This window comes from Streptomyces sp. NPDC107654, from assembly GCF_055639035.1.
In genome coordinates this window covers 1-24,323 of sequence record NZ_JBVKBI010000005.1, presented here as the reverse complement: position 1 = coordinate 24,323, position 24,323 = coordinate 1, and the positions used below count along the sequence as shown (strand labels likewise).

General features: G+C 73.2%; 19 protein-coding genes and 1 rRNA gene. 13 read left to right on the top strand and 7 right to left on the bottom strand.

The annotated features are described in order from the left end of the window. Positions 1-39: 39 nt before the first annotated feature. From ACZ7N4_RS10715 to ACZ7N4_RS10700, 4 genes are all read right to left on the bottom strand, one after another. The gene (locus ACZ7N4_RS10715; protein WP_471356248.1) at positions 40-1,062 is read right to left on the bottom strand and encodes a DNA-3-methyladenine glycosylase family protein; all 1,023 of its coding nucleotides are present in this window, start codon (positions 1,060-1,062) and stop codon (positions 40-42) included. 171 nt (positions 1,063-1,233) lie between these two features. After that, complete coding sequence (locus ACZ7N4_RS10710) at positions 1,234-2,568, bottom strand: coenzyme F420-0:L-glutamate ligase (protein ID WP_471356246.1); 1,335 nt, start codon at positions 2,566-2,568, stop codon at positions 1,234-1,236. Beyond that, positions 2,565-3,524 (bottom strand): 2-phospho-L-lactate transferase, encoded by a 960-nt coding sequence (gene cofD / locus ACZ7N4_RS10705; protein WP_471356243.1) that lies wholly within the window; start codon positions 3,522-3,524, stop codon positions 2,565-2,567. The genes ACZ7N4_RS10710 and cofD overlap by 4 nt, the downstream gene beginning before the upstream one ends. Before the next feature lie 33 nt (positions 3,525-3,557). Beyond that, positions 3,558-4,052: a cysteine dioxygenase gene (locus tag ACZ7N4_RS10700; RefSeq protein WP_471356241.1), complete on the bottom strand. Its 495-nt coding sequence runs from the start codon at positions 4,050-4,052 to the stop codon at positions 3,558-3,560. A 707-nt stretch (positions 4,053-4,759) separates the two neighbouring features. On the opposite strand from ACZ7N4_RS10700, the gene ACZ7N4_RS10695 reads away from it, so the two are divergent. The 3 genes from ACZ7N4_RS10695 to ACZ7N4_RS10685 all read left to right on the top strand — a co-directional run bounded on the left by ACZ7N4_RS10695 (position 4,760) and on the right by ACZ7N4_RS10685 (position 10,596). After that, on the top strand, positions 4,760-5,023 hold the full coding sequence (locus ACZ7N4_RS10695) for a WhiB family transcriptional regulator (protein ID WP_003975777.1): 264 nt from the start codon (positions 4,760-4,762) through the stop codon (positions 5,021-5,023). Positions 5,024-5,269: 246 nt separating this feature from the next. Then, positions 5,270-9,088 (top strand): glycosyltransferase family 2 protein, encoded by a 3,819-nt coding sequence (locus tag ACZ7N4_RS10690; RefSeq protein WP_471356239.1) that lies wholly within the window; start codon positions 5,270-5,272, stop codon positions 9,086-9,088. Beyond that, on the top strand, positions 9,085-10,596 hold the full coding sequence (locus ACZ7N4_RS10685) for a DUF5719 family protein (protein ID WP_471356237.1): 1,512 nt from the start codon (positions 9,085-9,087) through the stop codon (positions 10,594-10,596). Before ACZ7N4_RS10690 ends, ACZ7N4_RS10685 begins: the two co-directional genes overlap by 4 nt. A gap of 249 nt (positions 10,597-10,845) precedes the next feature. Here the strand turns inward: ACZ7N4_RS10685 and ACZ7N4_RS10680 are convergent, their stop codons facing one another. Further along, on the bottom strand, positions 10,846-11,232 hold the full coding sequence (locus ACZ7N4_RS10680; protein WP_471356235.1) for a metallopeptidase family protein: 387 nt from the start codon (positions 11,230-11,232) through the stop codon (positions 10,846-10,848). Between the two features lie 350 nt (positions 11,233-11,582). On the opposite strand from ACZ7N4_RS10680, the gene ACZ7N4_RS10675 reads away from it, so the two are divergent. The 6 genes from ACZ7N4_RS10675 (at position 11,583) to ACZ7N4_RS10650 (ending at position 17,531) form a co-directional block, all read left to right on the top strand. After that, on the top strand, positions 11,583-12,008 hold the full coding sequence (locus tag ACZ7N4_RS10675) for a DUF3499 domain-containing protein (protein WP_467928027.1): 426 nt from the start codon (positions 11,583-11,585) through the stop codon (positions 12,006-12,008). A 192-nt stretch (positions 12,009-12,200) separates the two neighbouring features. Beyond that, positions 12,201-13,565: a phosphomannomutase/phosphoglucomutase gene (locus tag ACZ7N4_RS10670; RefSeq protein WP_471356232.1), complete on the top strand. Its 1,365-nt coding sequence runs from the start codon at positions 12,201-12,203 to the stop codon at positions 13,563-13,565. A gap of 73 nt (positions 13,566-13,638) precedes the next feature. Beyond that, positions 13,639-13,809, top strand: coding sequence for a Trm112 family protein (locus ACZ7N4_RS10665; protein WP_361696554.1), 171 nt, complete (start codon positions 13,639-13,641; stop codon positions 13,807-13,809). Positions 13,810-13,864: 55 nt separating this feature from the next. After that, complete coding sequence (locus ACZ7N4_RS10660) at positions 13,865-14,992, top strand: SIS domain-containing protein (protein WP_471356228.1); 1,128 nt, start codon at positions 13,865-13,867, stop codon at positions 14,990-14,992. Between the two features lie 264 nt (positions 14,993-15,256). Then, positions 15,257-16,408: a mannose-6-phosphate isomerase, class I gene (gene manA / locus ACZ7N4_RS10655; protein WP_471356226.1), complete on the top strand. Its 1,152-nt coding sequence runs from the start codon at positions 15,257-15,259 to the stop codon at positions 16,406-16,408. 142 nt (positions 16,409-16,550) lie between these two features. Further along, positions 16,551-17,531, top strand: a complete 981-nt coding sequence (locus tag ACZ7N4_RS10650) for a cation diffusion facilitator family transporter (RefSeq protein ID WP_471356225.1) — start codon at positions 16,551-16,553, stop codon at positions 17,529-17,531. 64 nt (positions 17,532-17,595) lie between these two features. Here the strand turns inward: ACZ7N4_RS10650 and lepB are convergent, their stop codons facing one another. Then, positions 17,596-18,276: a signal peptidase I gene (gene lepB, locus ACZ7N4_RS10645; RefSeq protein WP_471356223.1), complete on the bottom strand. Its 681-nt coding sequence runs from the start codon at positions 18,274-18,276 to the stop codon at positions 17,596-17,598. 719 nt (positions 18,277-18,995) lie between these two features. Between lepB and ahcY the strand changes: the two genes are divergently transcribed. Continuing rightward, positions 18,996-20,453, top strand: coding sequence for an adenosylhomocysteinase (gene ahcY, locus ACZ7N4_RS10640; protein WP_471356221.1), 1,458 nt, complete (start codon positions 18,996-18,998; stop codon positions 20,451-20,453). A 233-nt stretch (positions 20,454-20,686) separates the two neighbouring features. After that, positions 20,687-21,298: a hypothetical protein gene (locus ACZ7N4_RS10635; RefSeq protein WP_471356218.1), complete on the top strand. Its 612-nt coding sequence runs from the start codon at positions 20,687-20,689 to the stop codon at positions 21,296-21,298. 130 nt (positions 21,299-21,428) lie between these two features. On the opposite strand, the gene ACZ7N4_RS10630 is transcribed toward ACZ7N4_RS10635, so the two are convergent. After that, on the bottom strand, positions 21,429-22,418 hold the full coding sequence (locus tag ACZ7N4_RS10630) for an RDD family protein (protein ID WP_471356217.1): 990 nt from the start codon (positions 22,416-22,418) through the stop codon (positions 21,429-21,431). A 148-nt stretch (positions 22,419-22,566) separates the two neighbouring features. Between ACZ7N4_RS10630 and ACZ7N4_RS10625 the strand changes: the two genes are divergently transcribed. Then, positions 22,567-23,574, top strand: a complete 1,008-nt coding sequence (locus ACZ7N4_RS10625; protein ID WP_471356215.1) for a stage II sporulation protein M — start codon at positions 22,567-22,569, stop codon at positions 23,572-23,574. Positions 23,575-24,146: 572 nt separating this feature from the next. Further along, positions 24,147-24,323, top strand: a 16S ribosomal RNA gene (locus tag ACZ7N4_RS10620); the annotation flags it as partial.

Sequence of the window (24,323 nt, the reverse complement as noted above, 5' to 3'; positions counted from 1 at the left end):
CAGCCCCGCCCAGCGCAGCGCCCCGCAGCGCCCCGTGCCTCACAGCAACCCGATGTCCACCCGCCGCATATTCGGCGCCCGCCGCCCCGGTACGGACCCGCTCAGCAGGATCAGCCGGGCCGCCCGATGCCGCTGCCCGGCATACGGCTCCAGCAGCCGCAGCATCTCCGCATCGTCGGCGTCCCGGTCCCCCGCGAGCGCCCACCCCACGATCCCCGGCAGGTGCAGGTCCCCGACGGTCACCGCATCCGCCGCCCCATGACTGCGCTGCACCACTTCCGCCGACGTCCACGGCCCCACCCCCGGCACGACCTCCAGCCGTGCCCGAGCCTCGACCGCCGGCATCCCCACCCCCTGCTCCAGCCGCGCGGCGACCCGCACGGCCCGCAGAATCGTCGACGCCCGCTTGTCGTCCACCCCGGCCCGATGCCACTCCCAGGACGGAATCAGCGCCCAGGTCCGCACGGCCGGCATCACCCACATCGCCCGCTCGCCCCGCCCCGCGGGCCCCGGCGCCGGCTCCCCGAACCACCGTACGAGCCGCCGCCACGCCCGGTACGCCTCGTCGGCGGTGACCTTCTGCTCCAGCACGGACGGGATCAGCGACTCCAGCACCAGCCCGGTCCGGGTCAGCCGCAACCCCGGCCGCCGGTGCCGCGCCAGCGCCACCACCCGGTGCCGCGGCACGAACGCCTCGGGCTCGTCGGCGGCACCGAGCAGCTCCGGCATGTGCTCCAGCAGCCACTCCGCCCCCGGCCCCCACGCCTCCCCGAGCACCTCGCCGCCGTAGGCCCGCACCCGCAGCGTCCCCGGGCCGACGGGCGTACGGCAGGCCCGCCACACGGACCCGTCCGCCGTGGCCCGGAACGTCGGGTCGCCGGGCCCGCGCCGCAGCGGGCCGAGGGTCAGTCCGAGGTCCAGCGGCCCGTCCGGTACCCACCGCCGCACCCGCGCCGGCGCCGAGGCCTGACGCGGTATCCCGCCGGCGGCCCCCGAGGGCACGGCGACCTGCCCGCCGCGCACGGTCGTACGCGTGGGCCGCTGGGGGAATCGACCTGCCACGAGTGAGTCCTACGGGGAATGAGTCCTGCGCGAATCAGTTCTACGGTGACCGCGTCCTGAGGAGGACGCGTCGTACGGAGAACGCGTTCTCCGCGGGTGGGCCCCGGAGGTACCGGTGCCGCCCTACGAGACTAGGCGGTGTCCGGTGGGGTTCACCCCACTCGGGGTGTTTCACCGCACTTCGACGAACGCCCCCGCGTCCCGCTCGGCCCGCGGCCCCGGCTCCTGAGCCGGACGGCCGACCGCCACCGCGCCCATCGGGTCCCAGTCCGCCGGCAGCTCCAGCACCTCGCGCACCACGTCCCGGCAGAACATCGTGGACGACACCCACGCCGAGCCCAGCCGCTCCCCGGCCAGCGCGACCAGCAGGTTCTGCACGCCCGCGCCCATGGCGACCACGAACATCTCCCGCTCGGCACCGTCCCGCCGGGCGTCCCCGTAGGTGTGCGAGCCGTCCATGACGAGGCACGGCACGATCAGGTACGGCGCGTTGCGCAGCACGTCACCGCGGCGGATCCGCTTCTCGATGGACTCCTCGCTCCGGCCGTCCCGGCGCAGGTCGGCGATCCAGGCGTCCCGCATCGCGTCGAGCAGCCGTACCCGCGACTCCTCCGACTCCAGCAGCACGAACCGCCAGGGTGTGGTGTGGTGCGGCGCGGGGGCGGTGAGCGCGGCGGCCACCGCGCGGCGGACCGCACCGGGGTCCACGGGATCGTCGGTGAACGCCCGCACGGTACGGCGCTGGGTCACCGCCTCCCGTACCGCCTCGGAGGTGCCGAGCCGGAACATGTCGTTCTGCGCGGTACGCACCAGCGCCCGGGCGCCCTCCGCTTCTTCCTCGCCCTCGGCCACGACGTGGGGCAGTCCCCGCACCACGGCCACCGGCCGGCCTTCCGCCTTGCCCTTGACCAGGTCCCCGGCGGCGGCCAGCTCGTCCGCCGTGGCGACGACGGTCGCGCTCAGCGGATTGCCGTACGCGTCCGTGCCCCCGCGCAGATCGTCCAGCACACGCACCCCGGCGGCGCCGATCGCCACGTCCGTGAGCCCGGCGCGCCAGGGCCGCCCGAAGGTGTCGGTGACGACGACCCCGACCTCGACGCCGAGGGTGTCGCGCAGCCCGGCCCGGATCGCGCGCGCGGACGCGTCCGGGTCCTCGGGCAGCAACAGCACGGTCCCGGCGGGAGTGTTGGAGGCGTCGACCCCGGCGGCGGCCATGACCAGACCCTGCCGGTTCTCCACGATCCGCAGCGTGCCGCGCCGGGCCACCACGCGGACCGTCTCCGCGTCGATCGCGGCCTCCCGGTCGGCCGCCTGCATGATCCGGCCCTCCGCCTTCGAGACGATCTTGGAGGTGACGATCAGCACGTCCCCGTCGGCCAGGCCCGGCTCGGCCGCGGCGATCAGCTTGGCGATGTCGTCGCCCGGCTGCACCTCCGGGATGCCGGACAGGGCCCAGACCCGGTACCCGGGCCGCTCGGCCGGCCCGGCGGACGCGGTTTCGCTCACGCGCCCCGCACCTCCTCGGCCAGTGCGAGCGCCTCCCGTGCCATCTGCGCGGTCGCGTCCACGTCGGTCATCATCAGCGGGACGGCCCGGCAGCGGATGCCGTCCGCCTCGACCCGTCCGACCGCGCCCGCGTCGACGGTGTCGACCAGCCAGCCGTCCAGCAGCCCCGAGCCGTAGTGCTCGGCGACCGCGGCGGCCGTGGACTCCACGCCGACGGCGGCGAGCACCTTGTCGGCCATGCCGCGCACGGGCGCGTCCCCGACGATCGGGGAGAGGCCGACCACCGGCACGCCCGCCTCGGCGATGGCCTCGCGGATGCCGGGCACGGCGAGGATGGTGCCGATGGACACGACCGGGTTGGACGGCGGGAAGAGGATGACGTCCGCCTCGGCGATGGCCTCCAGCACGCCCGGGGCCGGCTTGGCCTGCTCGGCGCCGACCGGGACGATCGCCTCCGCCGGGACGGAGGCGCGCAGCCTCACCCAGTACTCCTGGAAGTGGACCGCCCTGCGCTCACCGTCCAGGTCGACGGCCACGTGCGTCTCGACGCGGTCGTCGGACATCGGGATCAGGCGCACGCCCGGCTTCCAGCGGTCGCACAGCGCCTCGGTGACCGCGCTCAGCGGATAACCGGCGCCCAGCATCTGCGTCCGCACGATGTGCGTGGCGAAATCCCGGTCCCCCAGCCCGAACCACTCCGGGCCCACGCCGTAGGCCGCCAGCTCCTCCTTGAGGTGGAAGGTCTCGTCGCTCCGCCCCCAGCCCTGCTCCTCGTTGATGCCGCCGCCCAGCGTGTACATCACCGTGTCGAGGTCCGGGCAGACCTTCAGCCCGAAGAGGTGGATGTCGTCGCCGGTGTTGCCGATGACCGTGATGTCCGCGTCCGGCGCGGCCCGCTTCAGACCGCGCAGGAACCGGGCACCGCCGATGCCGCCTGCCAGAACCACAATGCGCATGGGCCCAGTCTTGCAGGCGGGTCCGACAACGCGTCAGACGACCACCGGACGCGCTTCGCAGTGCGGGGAGGAGTGCATCGGCATCTGGGTCAGCCCGGGGTGGTACACGTGCAGGCTGACCGCCGGCTCCAGCGCGTCGTTCACCACCTCGTGGACGTACCCCGGCGCGAACACCCGCTGCGCGCCCGCCGCCAGCGCGCGCGTGCCGCGCTCGGTGCGCTCGGTGAGGGTGCCCTCCAGGACGGTGAGCACGCCGGACGAGGGCCCGTGGTCGTGCGGTCCGCTGCCCTGGCCGGGGACCCAGGACAGCAGCCACACCTCGTAGCCGGGTCCGGTGCGCAGCCGGTGGTACCAGCGGGTGGTGGCGTCGTAGCGGACGAGGTGCGCCCACTGGCCGCGGTCGGCGGCGATCGAGCGGGCGAGGCCCACGAACTCGGAGACGGTGGCCGGGTGCTCGCGCGGCGGCTGGAGCAGGTGCGGGACTTCGAGGATGTCGCCGGCGATCTGGAGGTCGTTGTCGCTGTTCATCGGGGTTCGGTGGTCCTCGGTGAAGAGTGGGGGGCTGGAGCTGGGGGTGTGGGGCCACGGGGCGTGGAGCCGGGGTGACGCGTACGGTCCGCCCGGGTCACGGGCGGGCGGGGTGCCCTGGATGAGGGGTCACGCGGCGGGAGACGCGGCCGAGCCGGGATGGACTCGGGAACAGCCGGAGCGGGCTCGGCTCAACAGCTGGAACAGCAACAACAGCTACAGCGCGCGCGGGCGGCACCGAGGGACCCGGCGGTGCGGGTCGAGGTGGGCGCCAAGTTCGCGAGCATGCCCACTAGGACATCGGCTCACACCCGCACTGTCAACTCGGTGCCCGGTATGTGGGACATGTTTCACCTCATCCGGTTCACCTGGAAGGTGAAAGGTTTGCTCACCGGGAAGCCGGGACACATGGGGCACATCCGAGCGCTTGAGGCTCGCGGAACGGGATCGAACACGGAGGCGTCCTTCTGCGTACAGAGATCTGTACGGGGTTGCGGTCGTCCCCGTGGGTCCGGCTGCGTGTCAAGGTTTATGGCGATTTGAACACTTTCCGCACGGCCTTGGTTCCGCAGAGTGAATAACGGACCCAATAGCAGATCTCGGCTTGACTCGCCCGGAGCAGCACACTTGTAATTTCACTCGTGTCGTTCAGCCGCCATCGGTAACGGCTTACGCACGGGGACGCGAAAGACAGACGAGGGGCGCACATGACCGAGCTGGTGCAGCAACTGCTGGTCGACGACGCGGACGAGGAACTCGGCTGGCAGGAGCGCGCGCTGTGCGCCCAGACCGACCCCGAGTCCTTCTTCCCCGAAAAGGGCGGCTCCACCAGAGAGGCCAAGAAGGTCTGCCTCGCCTGCGAGGTCCGCTCCGAGTGCCTCGAGTACGCCCTCGCCAACGACGAGCGCTTCGGCATCTGGGGCGGACTGTCCGAGCGTGAACGCCGCCGTCTGAAGAAGGCCGCCGTCTGACCGCCGTCTGACCGCACGGACGGCCGCGAACGTCACGAACGGCCCGTCGCCCGTGGGCCGTCCGCAGGCGGCGGGCCGTCGGCGCCCGCCCGCCGCCCGGCCACCACCCCTCATCGAGGCGCTCCGCGCCGCCCCGTTTGGACTGCCGATAGTGTGGTCGCTCGTCCGAGACGCCCCGCTGTCCCCTCGACCCCCGAGAAGACGCGGGCGTCCACCGCAGTCCATCGAACCGGGGCCCGTACCTCGATGTCCGTGCACAGCCATACGGCCGCCCGAACCGGGGCCGCCACCGCTGGGTTTGACCCGACCCGCCCGCCCGAGTTCCCGCGTCATGTGGTGACCGCGGTCATCGTCTCCCACGACGGTGCCCGCTGGCTGCCCGACGCGCTCGCCGGGCTGCTCGGCCAGGAACGCCCCGTCCAGTACGCGGTGGCCGCCGACACCGGCAGCGCGGACGACTCCGCCCAGCTGCTCACCGACGCCCTCGGCGACGCGAACGTGCTGCACCTCGCCCGCCGCACCGGCTTCGGCCAGGCCGTGGAGGAGGCGAGCCGCACCGCGCCCCTCCTCACGCCCGAGGAGCTGCCGTACCTCAAGCGCCCCAGCGGCTGGGACCCCGTCACGCGCACCTGGCGCGACGACGCCTACGACCTGCCCGAACTGCCGCACGGCGAGCCCGTCCAGTGGCTGTGGCTGCTGCACGACGACTGCGCCCCCGAACCCGACGCCCTCGCCCAGCTGCTGCGCGTCGTCGACAACGAGCTCGAACTCGGCCGCGACGACGTCGCCGTCGTCGGCCCCAAGCTGCGCGGCTGGTACGACCGCCGTCAGCTGCTGGAGGTCGGCGTCTCCATCGCCAACTCCGGCCGCCGCTGGACCGGCCTGGACCGTCGCGAACAGGACCAGGGCCAGCACGACCACGTCCGCACCGTGCTGTCCGTCTCCACCGCCGGCATGCTCGTGCGCCGCGACGTGTTCGAGCAGCTCGGCGGCTTCGACCGCCGGCTGCCCCTCATGCGCGACGACGTCGACCTGTGCTGGCGCGCCCACACCGCCGGCCACCGTGTCCTGGTCGCCCCCGACGCGGTCGTCCGGCACGCCGAGGCCGCCTCCCGAGAGCGCCGCACGGTCGACTGCGCCGGCCGCACCGCCGCCTCCCCGCACAAGGTCGACAAGGCCGGCGCCGTCTACACCCTGCTCGTCAACGCCCGTACGGCCGCTCTGCCCTGGGTGCTGGTCCGGCTCGTCCTCGGCACCGTCCTGCGCACCCTCGCCTACCTCGTCGGCAAGGTCCCCGGACAGGCCGTCGACGAGATCCGCGGCCTGCTGAGCACCCTGCTGCGGCCCGAGCGGATCATCGCCGCCCGCCGTCGTCGCGGCGCCGCCCGGATCGACAAGGCCGAGCTGCGCCGGCTGTTCCCGCCGCCCGGCGCCACCGTCCGGGCCACCGTGGAGCAGGTCGCGGGCAGCTTCAGCAGCGGCACGGACACCGACACCTCCTCGGCCGGCCGGCACGGCGGCGCCGTGGAGTCCGGGCCCGGCGGCGACGACGCCGAGTTCCTGGAGGTCGAGCAGTTCGCCCGGCTCAAGCGGATCGCCCGCCGGCCCGGCCCGGTGCTCTTCCTCGCGCTGCTGCTCGTCTCCGTCGTCGCCTGCCGCGCCCTGCTCGGCGGCGGCGCGCTCGCCGGCGGCGCCCTGCTGCCCGCCCCGGCCGGCGCCGGCGACCTGTGGTCCCGCTACCTGGACGCCTGGCATCCGGTGGGCGCCGGCGGTGCCCCGTCCGCGCCGCCCTACCTGGCGATCGTCGCGACCCTCGCCTCGATCCTGTTCGGCTCCACCGGGCTCGCCGTCACCGTCCTGCTGGTCTGCTCGGTGCCGCTCGCGGGCTTCACCGCCTACTTCGCCTCACGCCCCCTTGTCACCTCCCGGCTGCTGCGCGCGTGGGCGGCCGTCGTCTACGCCTTCCTGCCCGCCACCACCGGCGCCCTCGCCGGCGGCCGCATCGGCACCGCCGTCCTCGCCGTGCTGCTGCCGCTCATCGCGCGCGCGGGCATCGCCGCGAGCGGCCTGGCGAGCCGCACCGGCGCCCGCGGCAGCTGGCGCGCCACCTGGGCGTACGCACTGCTGCTGACCCTCACCACCGCGTTCACGCCGGTCGTCTGGCCCATCGCGCTGCTGCTCGGCCTCGGCGTCCTGGTGCTGCGCCGCCGCGACCTCCTCGCCCACGGCCTGCGCTTCCTCGCCCAGCTCGGCACCCCGCTGCTGGTCCTCGCGCCCTGGTCGCTGACCCTCCTGCCGACCGGCTTCTTCCAGGAGGCCGGCCTGGAGTACGGCCCCTCGGCCGCCTCCGCGCTCGACCTGCTCGGCGCCTCCCCGGGCGGCCCCGGCACCGTCGACGGCCTGATGCTCCTCGGCATCGTGCTCGCCGCGCTCGCCGCCCTGCTGCGTTCCCAACGGCAGCTCGGCATCCGCACCGCGTGGGCCGTCGCCCTGGTCGGCCTCGTCTTCGCGGTGCTGTCCAACAAGTCCGCGTGGGCCGGACCGGCCACCCTGGTCTACGGCATCGCCCTGCTGGCCGCCGCCGCCCTCGGCGCCGACGGCGCACGCGCACGCGTGGCCGAGCAGAGCTTCGGCTGGCGCCAGCCCGTCGCCGCCCTGATCGCCTTCGCCTCGGCCGCCGGCCCGCTGCTCATCGCCGCCGGCTGGATGCTCGGCGGCGCCGACGGCCCCCTGGAGCGCCGCGACCCGGCCCAGGTGCCCGCGTTCGTCGCCGAGGACTCCACCGGCGGCGACCAGGCCCGCACCCTGGTCCTCGACAGCGACTCCGCCGCGCGCGTGCGCTACACCCTGGTCCGCGGCTCGGGCGTCCGCATGGGCGACGCCGAACTCGCCGCCGCCGACGGCGAGAACACCCGCCTGGACAAGACCGTCGCCAACCTGGTCGCCGGCTCCGGCGCCGACCAGGCCGACGAACTCGGCGGCTTCGCCGTGCGCTACGTCCTCGTCCACAAGGGCGCCCCCCGCGACATCACCCGGATCCTCGACGCCACCCCCGGTCTGTCCCGGCTCAGCCAGCAGAAGGGCAACGCCCTGTGGCGCGTCGACCAGGACGTCGCCCGCGCGGCCATCGTGCCCGCCTCCGGCTCGGGCAAGGCCCGGACGGTCCCCTCGGGACCGGTGGAGATCCACACGACGATCCCCGCCGGCTCCGGCAGCCGCCTCCTGCGCCTCGCCGACAGCGCCACCGACGGCTGGACGGCCACCCTCGACGGCAAGCCGCTCACCCGCACCACGGTCGACGGCTGGGCCCAGGGCTTCCGACTCCCCGCCGCGGGCGGCCGGCTGGACGTCACCTACGACCCCCCGGTCACCCGTACCGCCTGGCTCTGGACGCAGGGCGCGCTCGCCCTCGTCCTCGTCGTCCTCGCCCTGCCCGGCCGCCGCCGCGACGTCGACGACGACCTGCCCGAGGAACAGCCGGTGCCCGCCCAGGCCACCGCCGGCGAGGGCCGCCGCGCCCGCCGCCTGCGCGCCCAGGCCGAGGAAGCCGCCGCCGCGGACGCCCCGGCCGAGGACCCCTCCGCCGCACCCCCGCAGCCCGGGCAGCCCCCGACGGCGGTACCGCACCAGCAGTCGTACGACGCGGGGGCCCCGCCGGTCGAGGGGAGCCGGGACTGGGAGAGGGACCCGGCCACCTACGGGAATGCCGGTTACGACACGGACCCGTACCGGACCGCGAGCGGCTACGACCAGCAGCCGTACCAACACCCCGACCCCTACCAGCCGGCCCCGTACGACCCGTACGCCTACGGCGGCAGCGCCGACCAGACGCCGTACGACCCGGCCGCCTACCAGCAGCAGGGCTACGACCCGGCCTACGACGCCACCCAACAGGGCTACGACCCGTCCCAGCAGCCCTACGACCAGGGCCGACAGGGCTACGACCCCGCCCAGCAGGGCTACGACCCGGCCCAGCAGGGCTACGACCAGCACCAGCAGGGCTACGACCCGGCCCAGCACCCCCACGGCACCGGCAGCCAGCGCCCCGACGGGAGCCAGCAGTGAACCGCACGACCCTGTCCCTGATCGCCGGTACGACCGCGCTGGCCGCCGTCACCGCGTTCGCCGCGTTCGACCCGCCGTCCGCGTCCGGCGCCGCCGCCCCCCGGGCAGCCGCCCACCTGCCCGTGGAGCGCACCGGCCTGCTGTGCCCGGCGCCGAGCATGTCGGACATCGCGGACACGGCGTACACGTCGTTCACACCGGCCACCAAGGGCGCCGCGAGCAGCGGCAAGGCCCGGCTCCAGGCGGCGGCAGGGCAGTCGGACGACACCGGCGGCAAGGGGAGCAAGGGCGGCAAGGGCGCCGCGAAGAAGGCCGACGCACCGGTGCTCGACCCGAAGGCACCGGGCACTCCGGCCACCGGCGAGACCTCCGGCGCGGAGACGCCCGCGCTGATCGGCACGGCGGACGGCGGGTTCGCGCCGGGCTGGACCGTCCAGGAGACCACCGAGGTCGCCGCCGGCACCGGCCGTGGCCTGCTGGGCGTCAACTGCACCGGGGCGGACACCGAGTTCTGGTTCCCGGGCGCCAGTACGGCCGCCGGCAGCACCGACTACGTCCATCTGACCAACCCCGACGACTCCGCCGCCGTGGTCGACATCGAGCTGTACGGCAAGGACGGGGCGATCAAGTCCCCGCTGGGCGAGAACCTCACCGTCGACGCGCACGCGAGCGAGCCGATCCTGCTCTCCACCCTCACCGAGGAGCGGCAGGCCGGCCTGACCGTGCACGTCAGCGTGCGCAGCGGGCGGGTCGGCGCGGCCGTGCAGGCCCTGGACGACAAGGCGGGCGGCGACTGGCTGGCCGCCGCCGCGGACCCGGCCGGCAGCCTGGTCCTGCCCGGCATCCCGAAGGACGCCACCGACGTCCGCCTCACCGCCTTCACGCCCGGCGACGACGACGCCGACCTGAAGATCCGCCTGGCCTCGCCCGACGGCCTGATCACCCCGGCCGGGAACGAGACCCTGCACGTGAAGTCCGGCATGTCGACGACGGCCGACCTCGGCGACGTCACCCGGGGCGAGGCCGGCTCCCTGGTCCTGACGCCCACCGACGGGACGGTCCCGGTCGTCGCGGCCCTCCAGGTCGTCCGCGGCAAGGGCGACAAGAAGGAGACGGCGTTCATCCCGGCCACGGCCGCCGTCGGTACGCGCGCGACCTCGGCCGACAACAGCGCCAAGGGCACCACACTCGCCCTGACCGCCCCCACCGGCACGGCCACGGTCAAGGTCACCGCCTCGGCCGGCAGCGAGGGGGGAACCCCGGTCACGAAGACCTACACCCTCAAGTCCGGCACCACCCAGAACATCGACGCTCCCGTCCCGGCAGGCCTGAAGGGCACCTACGCCCTCACCGTCGAACCCCTCTCAGGCGCCCCCGTCTACGCCTCCCGCACCCTCGCCGCCACCGAGGGAGGCGTCCCCGCCTTCACCGTCCAGTCCCTCCCGAACGACCACGGCACGGTGTCGGTGCCGCGGACGGAACAGGACCTGTCGATACTCCAGAACTAGCGCACCCACACCCCCCGGCGGCCCGCACCGCGGCAACGACGACCCACGCAACCGCCGGGCCCGCGCGACCACGGGCAGTCGTACCGCGAGGGACGGTGCCCACCCGGCAGCGGCCGGCCCCCTCGTGGCCGCGGGCAGCCGTGCCACCGCGGCGGCACGGGCGGGCGCAGCGGCATCCCGCCGGCGCGGACCGGCGGTCCACCCCGCGCCCGGCACCAGTACGCGATCCCACCGGGACGCGATCCGGGCCTAATCCTCCCCGTACCGAGGATCCACCGTCTCCGGCGTCAGCCCGAGCAGCTCGGCCACCTGCTCCACCACCACCTCATGCACCAGCGCGGCCCGCTCGTCGCGCCCCTTGGTCCGGATCTCCACCGGCCGCCGGTACACGACCACCCGAGCCCGCCGTCCGTCCCGCGCGGGGACGACCCCGCCGAGCGGCACCGCGTCGTCCCCCCACGTCACCTGGTCCGCCCGCCCCTCCAGCCGGGGCACCTCCAGCACCAGGAAGTCGATGTCGGCCAGCTGCGGCCACCGCCGCTCAAGACGTTCCACGGAGTCCTGCACCAGGTCCGCGAACACCTCGGCACGGCTCGCCGCGAGCGGCACCTGCGGCGGTGCGATCGGCCCCCGCATGCCCCGCCCGTGGCGGTCACGGCGACGGGGCCCGGGGCCGGCGGCACGGGGCGGTACACGGTTGTCCATCACCGACGAAGCGTAGTCCTCGCACCCTTCGCCCGTCCGGCTCCACGCGGCAACCGGCCCAACGCCCCCCTGCCGCAGGATGACCATTCCAGCCAAGGTCTGGCTCGTTTCCGTAACTCTCCAAGACCACCGAACTCAAGCCATTTGACGGTGTTTGTACCGGCTCATGACCGGACGCGGTGCCGCCCGACCCCCGCCTCAACCTCGTCCATGCAGGTCAGCAGGGGCCACTCGAAAGGGTGTGTGGGGCGTTTCACAGCCCGACACGGTGGAGTGACCTGGTGGAGAGTCGTCGCGGCCCGCTCAAGAGTGCGGTACCGTCCAACGTCGTGAGCCCTGTACGTCGCTGTTCGCGCACCGCCTGCGGCCGACCCGCCGTCGCGACGCTGACGTACGTCTACGCCGACTCGACCGCGGTCCTCGGCCCGCTCGCCACCTACGCCGAACCCCACTGCTACGACCTGTGCGCCGAGCACTCCGAGCGCCTCACCGCGCCGCGCGGCTGGGAGGTCGTACGCCTCCTCGACGGCTCCGCGCCCGCACGGCCCAGCGGGGACGACCTGGAAGCGCTCGCCAACGCCGTCCGCGAGGCGGCCCGTCCGCAGGAGCGCGCGGCGGAGGCCGGCGGCGGCGGTGGCCGTGCCGCGGACCCCATGGAGGTCGCCCGCCGCGGCCACCTGAGGGTCCTGCGCTCCCCGGACAACTGACCACGACCCCGCACCACCCCCGCCAGGCGTGACGATTCGCCTCCCGCGGGCGTTACGGCTGAGGGCCCGCCGAGGCATCAGCCGAGGGGCCGGCAGACGGGTCCGCGGAAGACGTCCGCTGGTGTCCGCGCACCCCCGCTTACCCCGGACGGGTAGTTTGTGGGCACCCATAGGACTTCAGGAGGGTTGGCCGTGACTGCTGATCTGTCGCAGATCGTGAAGGCGTACGACGTGCGCGGAGTGGTCCCGGACCACTGGGACGAGGCACTGGCCGGACTCTTCGGCGCCGCCTTCGCGGAGGTGACGGAAGCGTCGGCCATCGTCGTCGGCCACGACATGCGGCCCTCGTCCCCCGGCCTCTCCCGCGCCTTCGCGCGCGGCGCCGCCGACCGCGGTGCGGACGTCACCGAGATCGGCCTGTGCTCCACGGACCAGCTGTACTACGCCTCCGGCGCGCTGGACCTCCCGGGCGCGATGTTCACCGCCTCCCACAACCCGGCCCGGTACAACGGGATCAAGCTGTGCCGCGCCGGCGCCGCCCCCGTCGGCCAGGACACCGGCCTCGCGCAGATCCGCGAGCTCACCGAGCGCTGGCTGGCGGAGGGCGCCCCGGAACCCGTGGAGCGGCCGGGAACCCTCTCCGCGCGCGAGACGTTGGAGGACTACGCGGCGCACCTCCGCTCCCTCGTCGACCTCACCGCCATCCGCCCCCTGAAGGTCGTGGTCGACGCCGGCAACGGCATGGGCGGCCACACGGTCCCGTCCGTCTTCGCCGGCCTGCCCCTGACGCTCGTCCCGATGTACTTCGAACTGGACGGCACCTTCCCCAACCACGAGGCCAACCCGCTCGACCCGGCCAACCTCGTGGACCTGAGCAAGCGGGTCCCGGCCGAGGGCGCCGACCTCGGCATCGCGTTCGACGGCGACGCCGACCGCTGCTTCGTCGTGGACCAGAACGGCGACCCCGTCTCCCCGTCCGCGATCACCGCGCTGGTCGCCGCCCGTGAACTCGCCCGCCACGGCGGCAAGGGCACGGTCATCCACAACCTGATCACGTCCCGCACGGTCCCGGAGGTGGTGAAGGAGAACGGCGGCACCCCCGTCCGCACCCGAGTCGGCCACTCCTTCATCAAGGCGGAGATGGCCCGCACCGGCGCCATCTTCGGCGGCGAGCACTCGGCCCACTACTACTTCAAGGACTTCTGGAACGCCGACACGGGCATGCTGGCCGCCCTGCACGTCCTCGCCGCCCTCGGCGGCCAGGAGGGCCCGCTGTCCGCCCTGGTCGCGCAGTACGACCGCTACGCCGGCTCCGGCGAGATCAACTCCACCGTCGCCGACCAGGCCGCCCGCCTCGCCGCGATCCGCACCGCGTACGAGGGCCGTGCCGACGTCACCCTGGACGACCTCGACGGCCTCACGGTCGCCGCGGCCGACTGGTGGTTCAACGTCCGCCCGTCCAACACCGAGCCGCTCCTGCGCCTGAACGCCGAGGCCAGGGACGAGGCCACCATGACGAAGATCCGCGACGAGGCGCTGGCGATCATCAGGGGCTGAGCGGCCTGCCCATCAGCGGTAACCTGACCAGGCGTATCCACGAAGACACCACCGCCCTCCGAAGGGACACCCCATGGCGCTCGAAGCCGGCCTCCTGGAGATCCTCGCCTGCCCGGCCTGCCACGCCCCCCTGAAGGAGCAGGACACCGAGCTGATCTGCACGGGCCGGGACTGCGGCCTCGCCTACCCGGTGCGCGACGGCATCCCCGTCCTGCTGGTGGACGAGGCCCGCCGCCCCGAGTGACCGGGCCCTCCCTCGTAGCACCCCAGGATCCCCGGCGACCGGAGGCTGCCCGCCCATGCTGGACGAATCGCTGCTCGACACCCCGGAGGGCCTCGCCGAGGCCGACCGCCGAGGTCTGCTGCGCGGCGCGGCGGAGGCCGGCGCCCGCGTCCGCACCGCCGTCCGGCACGCAGCCGAGGCCGGCGTCGGCACCCTGAAGCCCGACGGCCGCCCCCGCGCGGTCCTGATCGCGGGCCCCGGTGCCGCCGCCACCCACACCGCCGACCTCCTCGGCACCCTGGCCGGCCCCGGCAGCCCCGTCGTCCGGCTCGCCCCCACCGGCGTCGCCCCGGCCGCGGGCGCCCTGCGCTGGGAGCTTCCGGGCTGGGCCGGTTCCGTGGACCTGCTGCTGATCGCCACCCCGGACGGCGCCGAACCGAGCCTGTCCCTCCTTGCCGAGCAGGCCTACCGCCGCGGCTGCACGGTCGTCGCCGTGGCCCCGCCCCGCACCCCGCTCGCCGAGGCGGTCGCTGGCGCGCACGGCCTGTTCGTACCGATGGCGACGGCACCGTACGACCAGGAGGAACCGCTCGCAGCGTCCTCGCCGGGCGTCTTCTGGGCGCTGCTGACCCCGCTGCTCGCGCTCCTGGACCGGATCGGCCTGATCACCGCTCCGCCGGACGCCCTGGAGAAGGCCGCCGACCGCCTGGACCACATCGCGGAGCGCTGCGGCCCCGCCATCGCCACCTACGGCAACCCGGCGAAGACCCTCGCCGCCGAACTCGCCGACGCGCTCCCCGTGGTGTGGACGGAGGGCACCTCGGCCGGGCCGGCGGGCCGCCGCTTCGCCGCCGCCCTCGCCGAACTCGCCGGCCGCCCCGCCCTGGTCGCCGAACTCCCCGAGGCGCTCGCCGCGCACAACGCCCTGCTGGCCGGCCCGCTCGCCGCCAGCGCCGACCCGGACGACTTCTTCCGCGACCGCGTGGAGGAGCCGCCCGCACTGCACGCGCGCGTGGTGCTGCTCCGCGACCGTCCGATCAGCGGCCTCACCGCCGCCACGGCCGCCCGGGACGTCGCCCTCAGCCACGACACGCCGGTCAGCGAACTCGAACCGGAGGAGGGCGGCGAGCTGGAGACCCTCGCGGAACTGATCGCCGTCACGGATTTCGCCGCCGTTTACCTGGCGCTCGCCTCCGGGTCCTGATCCAGGGGGTTTCGTTTGGATCAGGCCGGATCAGGCCGCGGCGCCCGGTGCGGGCACCGCACGGCGGGGGACCACCGGCGCACCCGGGCGCACCCGGGTGGTCCGACAACGCGGCGACACGCCGTGCCGGGCCTCGCGGACCCGGGCTGACCCCACGAAGCCCCACAGCTCCGGGCCGGATCACCCGGGCCCGCCACCGGCGCCCCGAGAGGCCCGGCCGCCGGCGCCGGCCGCGCAGCGTACGTACGGAGACAGAGAAGACACATGGACCTCCTCGACAACACCATCCGCCCCTACGCCTGGGGTTCTCCCACCGCCATCCCGCACCTCCTCGGCGTGGAGCCGACCGGCGAACCCCAGGCGGAGATGTGGATGGGCGCCCACCCCGGTGCCCCGTCGCGCACCGCGCGCGGAACCCTCGTCGAGGTCATCCAGGCCGACCCGGAGCGCGAGCTGGGCTCCCGCGCGGTCGCCAGGTTCGGCCCCCGTCTGCCGTTCCTGCTCAAGATCCTCGCCGCCGGGGCGCCCCTGTCCCTCCAGGTCCACCCCGACCTGGAGCAGGCCAGGGCGGGCCACGCCGACGAGGAGCGGCGCGGCATCCCGCTCGACGCCCCGCACCGCAACTACAAGGACGCCAACCACAAGCCCGAGCTGATTTGCGCGCTCACCGAGTTCGACGGCCTGTGCGGCTTCCGCGACCCCGTCCAGGCCGCCGGCCTGCTCGACGGACTCGGCGTGGACTCCCTCAAGCCCTACGTCGACCTGCTGCACGCCCACCCCGAGGACGCGGCCCTGCGCGAGGTCCTCACCGCGATCCTCGGCGCCGACCGCGAGGAGACGGCCCACACGGTCGCCGAGGCCACCGCCGCCTGCACCCGCCTCGGCGGCGCCTACGCCCCCTACGCCGACATCGCCCACCACTACCCCGGCGACCCCGGCGTCATCGCGGCCATGCTGCTCAACCACGTCCGGCTTCAGCCCGGCGAGGCCCTGTTCCTCGGCGCGGGCATCCCGCACGCCTACCTCAGCGGTCTCGGCGTCGAGATCATGGCCAACTCCGACAACGTCCTGCGCTGCGGCCTGACCCCGAAGCACGTCGACGTCCCCGAGCTCCTGCGCATCGTGCGCTTCGAGCCGAGCGACCCGGGCGTACTGCGCCCCGAGGCCTCCCCGGAGGGCGAGGAGGTCTACGAGACGCCGGTCGACGAGTTCCGGCTCTCCCGGTACGTCCTGCCCGAGGGCGGCGCCGCCCACGACCTCACCAGGGACGCCCCGCAGATCCTGCTCTGCACGGCCGGCACCGTTCGGGCCGGCGAGCACGAACTGGACCCCGGCCGGTCGGTCTTCGTCCCGGCCGGCGAGACGGCGGAGATCACGGGCACGGGCACGGTCTTCCGCGCCACCGTGATCGTATGACCGGGGTTGTGGATACCTGACACGGCGAGTCCCGGCCGGGCTGCAAGAATGGCCCACCGGCAAAGGCCGGGCAAAGCCGGGCACACGCCTGGACGGACGGATCAGGGCCAGGCCGACAGAGGCGAAGGGACAACGCGGACACATGAGCGCGTCAGGCGGTACCAGGGCGATCGTGGCGGCACTCGGAGCCAATCTCGCGATCGCGGCATCGAAGTTCGTGGCGTTCGCGTTCAGCGGCTCCTCCTCGATGCTCGCCGAGGGCGTCCACTCGCTCGCCGACTCCGGCAACCAGTTCCTGCTGCTCGTCGGCGGCAAGAAGGCGCAGCGCCAGGCAACCCCGCAGCACCCGTTCGGCTACGGCCGCGAGCGGTTCATCTACGCCTTCCTCGTCTCGATCGTGCTCTTCTCCATCGGCGGCATGTTCGCCGTCTACGAGGGCTACGAGAAGATCCGCCACCCGCACGACCTGCACAACTGGTACTGGCCGGTCGGCGTCCTCGTCTTCGCGATCCTCGCCGAGGGCTTCTCCTTCCGCACGGCCATCAAGGAGTCCAACGAACTGCGCGGCAAGCTCTCCTGGAAGGAGTTCATCCGCCGCGCCAAGGCCCCCGAGCTGCCCGTCGTCCTCCTGGAGGACTTCGGCGCGCTCATCGGTCTGGTCCTCGCCCTCGGCGGCGTCGGCCTCTCCCTGCTCACCGGCAACGGCGTCTGGGACGGCATCGGCACCCTCTGCATCGGTGTCCTGCTCGTCCTGATCGCCCTGGTCCTCGCCGCCGAGACCAAGTCGCTGCTGCTCGGCGAGGCCGCCGGCGTCGAGGACGTCAGGAAGATCGAGGGCGCGATCGTAGACGGCGACACGGTCACCCGCGTCATCCACATGCGCACGCTGCACCTCGGCCCGGAGGAACTGCTGGTCGCCGCCAAGATCGCCGTCCGGCACGACGACACGGCCACCCAGGTCGCGAACGCCATCGACGCCGCCGAGACCCGCATCCGCACGGCTGTCCCCATCGCCCGCGTCATCTACCTGGAGCCGGACATCTACAGCGAGGCCGAGGCCGCCAAGGGCCCCGACCCGGAGGCCACCCCGGGGGGCCCCACCCCGCACCCCGCCGGCCACTGACGTCGACGTCCGGCAGGCGGCACGGGCCGGGGCGCCTCAGACAGGGTGCACGGGCCGGGGCGCCTCAGACAGGGTGCACGGGCCGGGGCACCGGCGGCACCGCCGCCGCCCTCCGCCGCCGTACCACCAGGGAACCGATCCCCAGGCCGGCGCCGGTGAGGACCAGCACCCCGCCGGCGAGCATGGCCGTACCCAACAGCGCCGGGCCCGTTCGGTCGTCCGTCACCCGGCCCCGCACGGCGCCCACGGGGACGGTCCCGCCGTGGTCCCCGGCGAAGAAACGGGAGTCCATCGAGTCCGACCGGTGGTCGCCCAGCAGGAAGAGCCGGCCCCGCGGCACCGTCACGTCGTACGGCCGGTGCACACCGTCGGGGTCGCCGCCGTAGACGTAGGGCTCCGTGACCGGCTCGCCGTTCACGGTGACCCGCTCCTCGGTGCCGACGGTCGTACAGCACGCCACGCGGTCGCCGCCCACGCCGATCACCCGCTGCATCAGGACACCGCCGGACCGGTAGCGCCCCGGCATCGAGAACATCACGACGTCACCGCGCCGCACCTCGCTCCCGTCCGACCGCTCCCAGACGATTCGGTCACCCCGCTGGTACGTCGGCTCCATGCTCCGGCTCGGCAGAATGCCCGTGCCGTACGCGCCGCGCCCGTACAGAAAGGCACCGCCGGCCGCCACGACACCCAGCAGCCCCACCACGAGCGCCGCGATCCCCAGTCCCCGCCCTCTGCCCGCCATACCCCTCCCTCCCCACGCGGCCCGGCCGCGGCGGGAAGCATATCCGCCGCCCGCGACGACCCGTGCGTCCCGCCCCGCCATGAGGAACAGCCCCCACCCGGAGGAGCGGTCGCCCGGGGCCCCTGCGGGCTGACCAGCGGCCCGCACGGAATCCGTCGGCCAAGGGGCGGTCCAGCGGGTCAGTGCCGGAGGCGGTCGCGCAGACGCGGCGCGTCAGTCCCGCCGGGGCCACCCGCGGCGGGCGGCCCCGGCCGGACCGGTCACGTCGGTCTCCTCACGTTTCGTCGTCCGGAGGTGTCGTCCCGGACACCCCGCGAGCGGAACCGGAACTCCCGGCCCCCTGCATCCTGCACCACCCCACCTCCGCCTCAAGGACGCAAAGTCCCTGTTCAGCCCGTTCCGTCGGCACCGACTCCACGGTTTCCGCGCAACCACCGCGCCCCGAGCCCGACCCCCGGACGGCCTGAAATACGACCCCGCGAATGCCCAGACGGACTGGGGCCCGACGGGCCGTCCGGTGTAGCTTGGGACGGAGCCAGACGTCGCTGCTGATGGCGGTCGGGCGGTCCCACACGGACCGGCCGAGGGAGAGAGGGCCTCCGACGGACTGCGCTGCGCGTACGTGGGCATGCCTGTGTCCTCTTTCCGGGCACCCCTGTGTCCGCCGCCGCGCAGACCAGCCGTACCCACCTCGCCCCAATCCCGAGGAGCAGCTCGTAATGACGACTGTCGACAACCGACAGGACTTCAAGGTCGCCGACCTCTCGCTGGCCGAGTTCGGCCGCAAGGAGATCACCCTCGCCGAGCACGAGATGCCCGGCCTCATGGCGATCCGCAAGGAGTACGCCGAGGCCCAGCCCCTCGCCGGCGCCCGCGTCACCGGCTCCCTGCACATGACCGTGCAGACCGCCGTGCTCATCGAGACCCTGGTCGCCCTCGGCGCTCAGGTCCGCTGGGCCTCCTGCAACATCTTCTCCACCCAGGACCACGCCGCCGCCGCCATCGCGGTCGGCCCGAACGGCACGCCCGACAACCCGCAGGGCATCCCGGTCTTCGCCTGGAAGGGCGAGACCCTGGAGGAGTACTGGTGGTGCACCGAGCAGGCGCTGACCTGGCCGGACAGCCCCACCGGCGGCCCCAACATGATCCTGGACGACGGCGGCGACGCCACCCTCCTCGTCCACAAGGGCGTCGAGTACGAGAAGGCTGGTGAGGTCCCCGCCCTGGAGACCGCCGAGTCCGACGAGCACCGCGTCATCCTCCAGCTGCTGCACCGCACCCTGGGCGAAAACCCCCAGAAGTGGACCCAGCTGGCCTCGGAGATCCGCGGTGTCACCGAGGAGACCACCACGGGTGTCCACCGCCTGTACGAGATGCAGCGCGACGGCGTCCTCCTCTTCCCGGCGATCAACGTCAACGACGCCGTCACCAAGTCGAAGTTCGACAACAAGTACGGCTGCCGCCACTCCCTGATCGACGGCATCAACCGCGCCACCGACGTCCTGATCGGCGGCAAGACCGCCGTCGTCTGCGGCTACGGCGACGTGGGCAAGGGCTGCGCCGAGTCCCTTCGCGGCCAGGGCGCCCGGGTGATCGTCACCGAGATCGACCCGATCTGCGCCCTGCAGGCGGCGATGGACGGCTACCAGGTCACCACCCTGGACGAGGTCGTCGACAAGGCCGACATCTTCATCACCACGACCGGCAACAAGGACATCATCATGGCCTCGGACATGGCCAAGATGAAGCACCAGGCGATCGTCGGCAACATCGGTCACTTCGACAACGAGATCGACATGGCCGGTCTCGCCAAGGTGCCCGGCATCGTCAAGGACGAGGTCAAGCCGCAGGTCCACACCTGGACCTTCCCGGACGGCAAGAAGATCATCGTGCTGTCCGAGGGCCGCCTGCTGAACCTGGGCAACGCCACCGGCCACCCGTCGTTCGTGATGTCCAACTCCTTCGCGGACCAGACCCTGGCCCAGATCGAGCTGTTCACCAAGCCCGACGCGTACCCGATCGGCGTCTACACGCTGCCCAAGCACCTCGACGAGAAGGTCGCCCGCCTCCACCTGGACGCGCTCGGCGTCAAGCTCACCAAGCTCCGCCCGGAGCAGGCCGCGTACATCGGTGTGGAGGTCGACGGCCCGTTCAAGCCGGATCACTACCGCTACTGAGCCGGTGATCCCGTAGCCCCGCCTGCCGGGGGAGCGCGCCGGTGCACCGACGCATCCCCTGGCGGCAGGCCCTCCGAGGCAGGCCCCCGCACCCCCGTGCCGGGGGCCTGCCCCTTCGGCTCTCCGCCCCAGATTTTCCGGCCCCGATCAGGATCGTGGGTCCCGAACCCAGGGCATCGGGCCCCGAACCCGGGGCTTCCGGCCGGACCAGCCCGTCACGACCCAGGACCCCCATGCCCCGCGGCCGCTATTCGCTCCATGATCCGCACGATCACACCCCCCTCGGAGAAGAACACTTCCAGTGCGCCCCCGGCCCGTCCGGCTGGCGCTATGTCTCCCGGGTGACCGGCACCGCCGGCGATCACCGCGGCTCGGTCGACCTCGCACTGGACGACCTCGGCCGCCCCATCCGCCTCGAACTCCACGCGGGTGACTGGCAGGTGCGCGGCGCCGCTCTCGACGGCGTCACCTGGGTCCGCACCGACCCCACCGGCACCCATGCCACCGAAGGCAATGTGCGCGCCCACGCCTTCACGGGCACGTCCCCCGCGTTCCTCGTCGCCACCGCCCGGCTCCTGCGCCTCACCCCCTCCTCCGCGACCCGCGTACGCCTCGTGGCCTTCACCGACCCCGTCCTCGCCCCCCGCACCGTGGACCAGTCCTGGGCTCTGGTGAACAGCGAAGCACACGCCACTGACAACGCCCCCCTGACCGTGGACGAATACCAGGTCACAGCCCTGGACACGGGCGAGCAGCACACCGTCCACATCACCGGGGACGTCGTCCTGGCCGCGCCCGGGATCGAGCTGGAGGACCTGGAGTCATCACCGTCCCGGTTCGACTGAGCCGGGCACCTTCGGCGCCCCGCTCCCTGCGGTCTCCTCGGCCCCCCGGCCCGCTCAGGCCGGCACCCTGCACCACCGCGACCGCGAGCACGGCCGGCTGCGCCGCGGGCTCCCCTGACCCCGGTCCGCGCTACGCCGGCGGCGCGAACCCCGTGGCCGGCCGCTCGGCCCGCGGCTCGTCACCCGGCGTGGGCGGGGCAGGAAGAGGCGCCCCCGGAGCCCGGTCCCGGGGTGGGCTGGGGACGGGAGCCGCCGGAACGGAACCCAGGGGAGGGTGGAAGGCCGAGGGCTGGGAGGCGGCAGGAGGCTGGTCCGACGCGGGAGCCTGAGAGGCGAGACCCGCCCGGGCAAAGCCGCCGAACGCGCCCCCGCCGTGACCGAAGGCCTGCCGGGCGTCGCGGGACTGGCGCTCATGCACCACGGCCGCCAGAAAGACGGCCGGGGGCAGATCCCGGGGCACCGGCGCCCCCGTACGCCCCGCGAGATCGACCGCGAGCCGCTGGGCCATCCCCGCCGCGACCCGCGGATCCAGCTGCTGCATCCGGATCAGGTACTGCCGGACGGCGAGCCACAGCCCGTCCGGCACCGCAGACAGGTCCAGTTCGGCGAACCGCCCCGCGAGCCAGGGCGGCGGAGGCGGCACGAAGCCGGTCCGCCCGGCCGGTATCCGCTCGCGCACGACCAGCGTGCCCGCGAACACGTCCCCGAGCCGCCGACCCCGCGCCGAGACCAGGGAAGCGATGCAGGCCACCACCCCGAACGTCATCAGGATCTCGACCACCCCGAGCGCGCCTCGCACCAGCGCGTGCCGGAAGCGGATCGGCCCCCCGTCGTCCCGCACCACGCGCAGCCCGAACGCCAGCTTCCCCAGCGAACGCCCGTGACTGAGCGTCTCGACGGCTACGGGCCCGCCCACCAGCACGAGCAGAAACGCTGCGATGGACAGCGCCACCTGCGCGGCCTCGTCCAGTGAGGCCGTCGACGCCACCAGCACCACGATCACAACGATGTACGCGACCACCGCCACCGCCAGGTCGAGCAGCACGGCCAGCGCCCTGCTCGGCAGCTTCGCGGGCCGCAGTTCGAGCGCCACCGCCTCGCCGGTCACCAGCTCACTCACGCCCGCCGTCCTTCCCTGGTCCCCTGAACCGCAAGTCTGCCAAGCTGTCGGCGCATCGCGCCGCAGTACGACAAGCTGACAGCAACGACGAGCATCCACGACGACCGCGACGGGCCGTGGAGGAGCAGCCGAGGAGCAGGCAGACCCGATGGACCTGGACGTCTTCGTCTCCGTACACCGAGCCGAATGGGACCGGCTCGACGCGCTGCTCCGCCGTCGGCGCCGGCTCACCGGTGCGGAAGCGGACGAACTCGTCGCCCTCTACCAGCGCACCGCCACCCACCTTTCCCTCGTCCAGTCCAGCGCACCCGACCCGCAACTGACGGGACGGCTCAGCCCGCTCGTGGCACGCGCGCGGAGCGCCGTCGCCGGCACGCGCCGCGCCTCGTGGCGTGACGTCACCCGCTTCCTGAGCCAGGGCTTCCCGGCAGCCGTCTACCGCGCCCGCCACTGGTGGGTGCCCACGGCACTCGTCTCCACCGCCGTCGCCGTCCTCCTGGGCTGGTGGATCGGCACGCACCCGGAGGTGCAGTCGTCCATCGCGGCCTCCGGCCGGCTGCGCGACCTGACCCGCCCCGGCGGCGAGTACGAGACCTACTACTCCAGCCACCCCGCAGCCGCCTTCGCCGCCCAGGTGTGGACGAACAACGCTCAGGCGGCGGCGATGTGCCTGGTCCTGGGCGTCTTCCTGGGACTGCCCGTCCTGTGGATCCTCTTCCAGAACATGCTCAACCTGGGTGTCGGCTTCGGCCTCATGTCCTCGGCCGGCCGCCTGGACACCTTCCTCGGCCTGGTGCTCCCGCACGGCCTGCTCGAACTGACCGCGGTCTTCGTCGCCGCCGGCACCGGTCTGCGCCTCGGCTGGACCCTGATCGACCCCGGCCCCCGCAGTCGGCGCACCGCACTCGCGGAGGAAGGGCGGGCCGCCGTCGGCATGGCGATCGGGCTCGCCCTGGTCCTGTTCGTCTCCGGCGCCATCGAAGGCTTCGTCACCCCCTCCGGCCTGCCCACCTGGGCACGCATCGGTATCGGGATCGCGGCCGAGCTGGCCTTCCTGACGTACGTCTACGTCCTGGGCGGTCGCGCGGCACGCGCAGGCGAGACGGGCGATCTCGAAGCGACGGACCGCAGCGCCTCCGTCCCCACGGCCGCCTGACGCCCCGCCGGATGTGCACCCGGCCCCTGTGAACTGCTAGTCTCCTCTCCGCCCCGCGAGAGCCGTTGACACGGAGGGAGTGGGGAGGTAGATTCAAACAGTTGCCCGGAGTTGGACACGTCCCCCCGGCAGCCGTTAGAATCCAATCGCTTCTTCAAGAAGGTCGTGAACGACGTCTTGAGAGGCACTCCCGATTACTCAGAAATGAGCGGCCGTTCAAAACGGTCGAGAACTTCTGATAAAGTCGGAAACGCCGGAAAGGGAAACGCGAGAGCGGGAACCTGGAAAGCACCGAGGAAATCGGATCGAGAAAAGATCTGATAGAGTCGGAAACGCAAGACCGAAGGGAAGCGCCCGGAGGAAAGCCCGAGAGGGTGAGTACAAAGGAGGCGACCGTTCCTTGAGAACTCAACAGCGTGCCAAAAATCAACGCCAGATATGTTGATACCCCGTCTCCGGCATCTGCCGGGACGAGGTTCTTTTGAAAAAACACAGCGAGGACGCTGTGTGCGAGAGGACTATTCCTCCTCTCGCACCGCTCTCGTGGTGTTCATCCCGATTACGGGAAAACATTCACGGAGAGTTTGATCCTGGCTCAGGACGAACGCTGGCGGCGTGCTTAACACATGCAAGTCGAACGATGAACCACTTCGGTGGGGATTAGTGGCGAACGGGTGAGTAACACGTGGGCAATCTGCCCTTCACTCTGGGACAAGCCCTGGAAACGGGGTCTAATACCGGATACGAGC

Coding starts and splice junctions, on each gene's coding strand:
- lepB (WP_471356223.1), bottom strand. CDS start 18,276: ATGGCGGGCAGAGGGCGGGGACTGGGGATCGCGGCGCTCGTGGTGGGG.
- ACZ7N4_RS10660 (WP_471356228.1), top strand. CDS start 13,865: ATGCTGGACGAATCGCTGCTCGACACCCCGGAGGGCCTCGCCGAGGCC.
- ACZ7N4_RS10665 (WP_361696554.1), top strand. CDS start 13,639: ATGGCGCTCGAAGCCGGCCTCCTGGAGATCCTCGCCTGCCCGGCCTGC.
- ACZ7N4_RS10700 (WP_471356241.1), bottom strand. CDS start 4,052: ATGAACAGCGACAACGACCTCCAGATCGCCGGCGACATCCTCGAAGTC.
- ACZ7N4_RS10625 (WP_471356215.1), top strand. CDS start 22,567: ATGGACCTGGACGTCTTCGTCTCCGTACACCGAGCCGAATGGGACCGG.
- ACZ7N4_RS10695 (WP_003975777.1), top strand. CDS start 4,760: ATGACCGAGCTGGTGCAGCAACTGCTGGTCGACGACGCGGACGAGGAA.
- ACZ7N4_RS10690 (WP_471356239.1), top strand. CDS start 5,270: ATGTCCGTGCACAGCCATACGGCCGCCCGAACCGGGGCCGCCACCGCT.
- ACZ7N4_RS10650 (WP_471356225.1), top strand. CDS start 16,551: ATGAGCGCGTCAGGCGGTACCAGGGCGATCGTGGCGGCACTCGGAGCC.
- ACZ7N4_RS10680 (WP_471356235.1), bottom strand. CDS start 11,232: ATGCGGGGGCCGATCGCACCGCCGCAGGTGCCGCTCGCGGCGAGCCGT.
- ahcY (WP_471356221.1), top strand. CDS start 18,996: ATGACGACTGTCGACAACCGACAGGACTTCAAGGTCGCCGACCTCTCG.
- cofD (WP_471356243.1), bottom strand. CDS start 3,524: ATGCGCATTGTGGTTCTGGCAGGCGGCATCGGCGGTGCCCGGTTCCTG.
- ACZ7N4_RS10635 (WP_471356218.1), top strand. CDS start 20,687: ATGCCCCGCGGCCGCTATTCGCTCCATGATCCGCACGATCACACCCCC.
- manA (WP_471356226.1), top strand. CDS start 15,257: ATGGACCTCCTCGACAACACCATCCGCCCCTACGCCTGGGGTTCTCCC.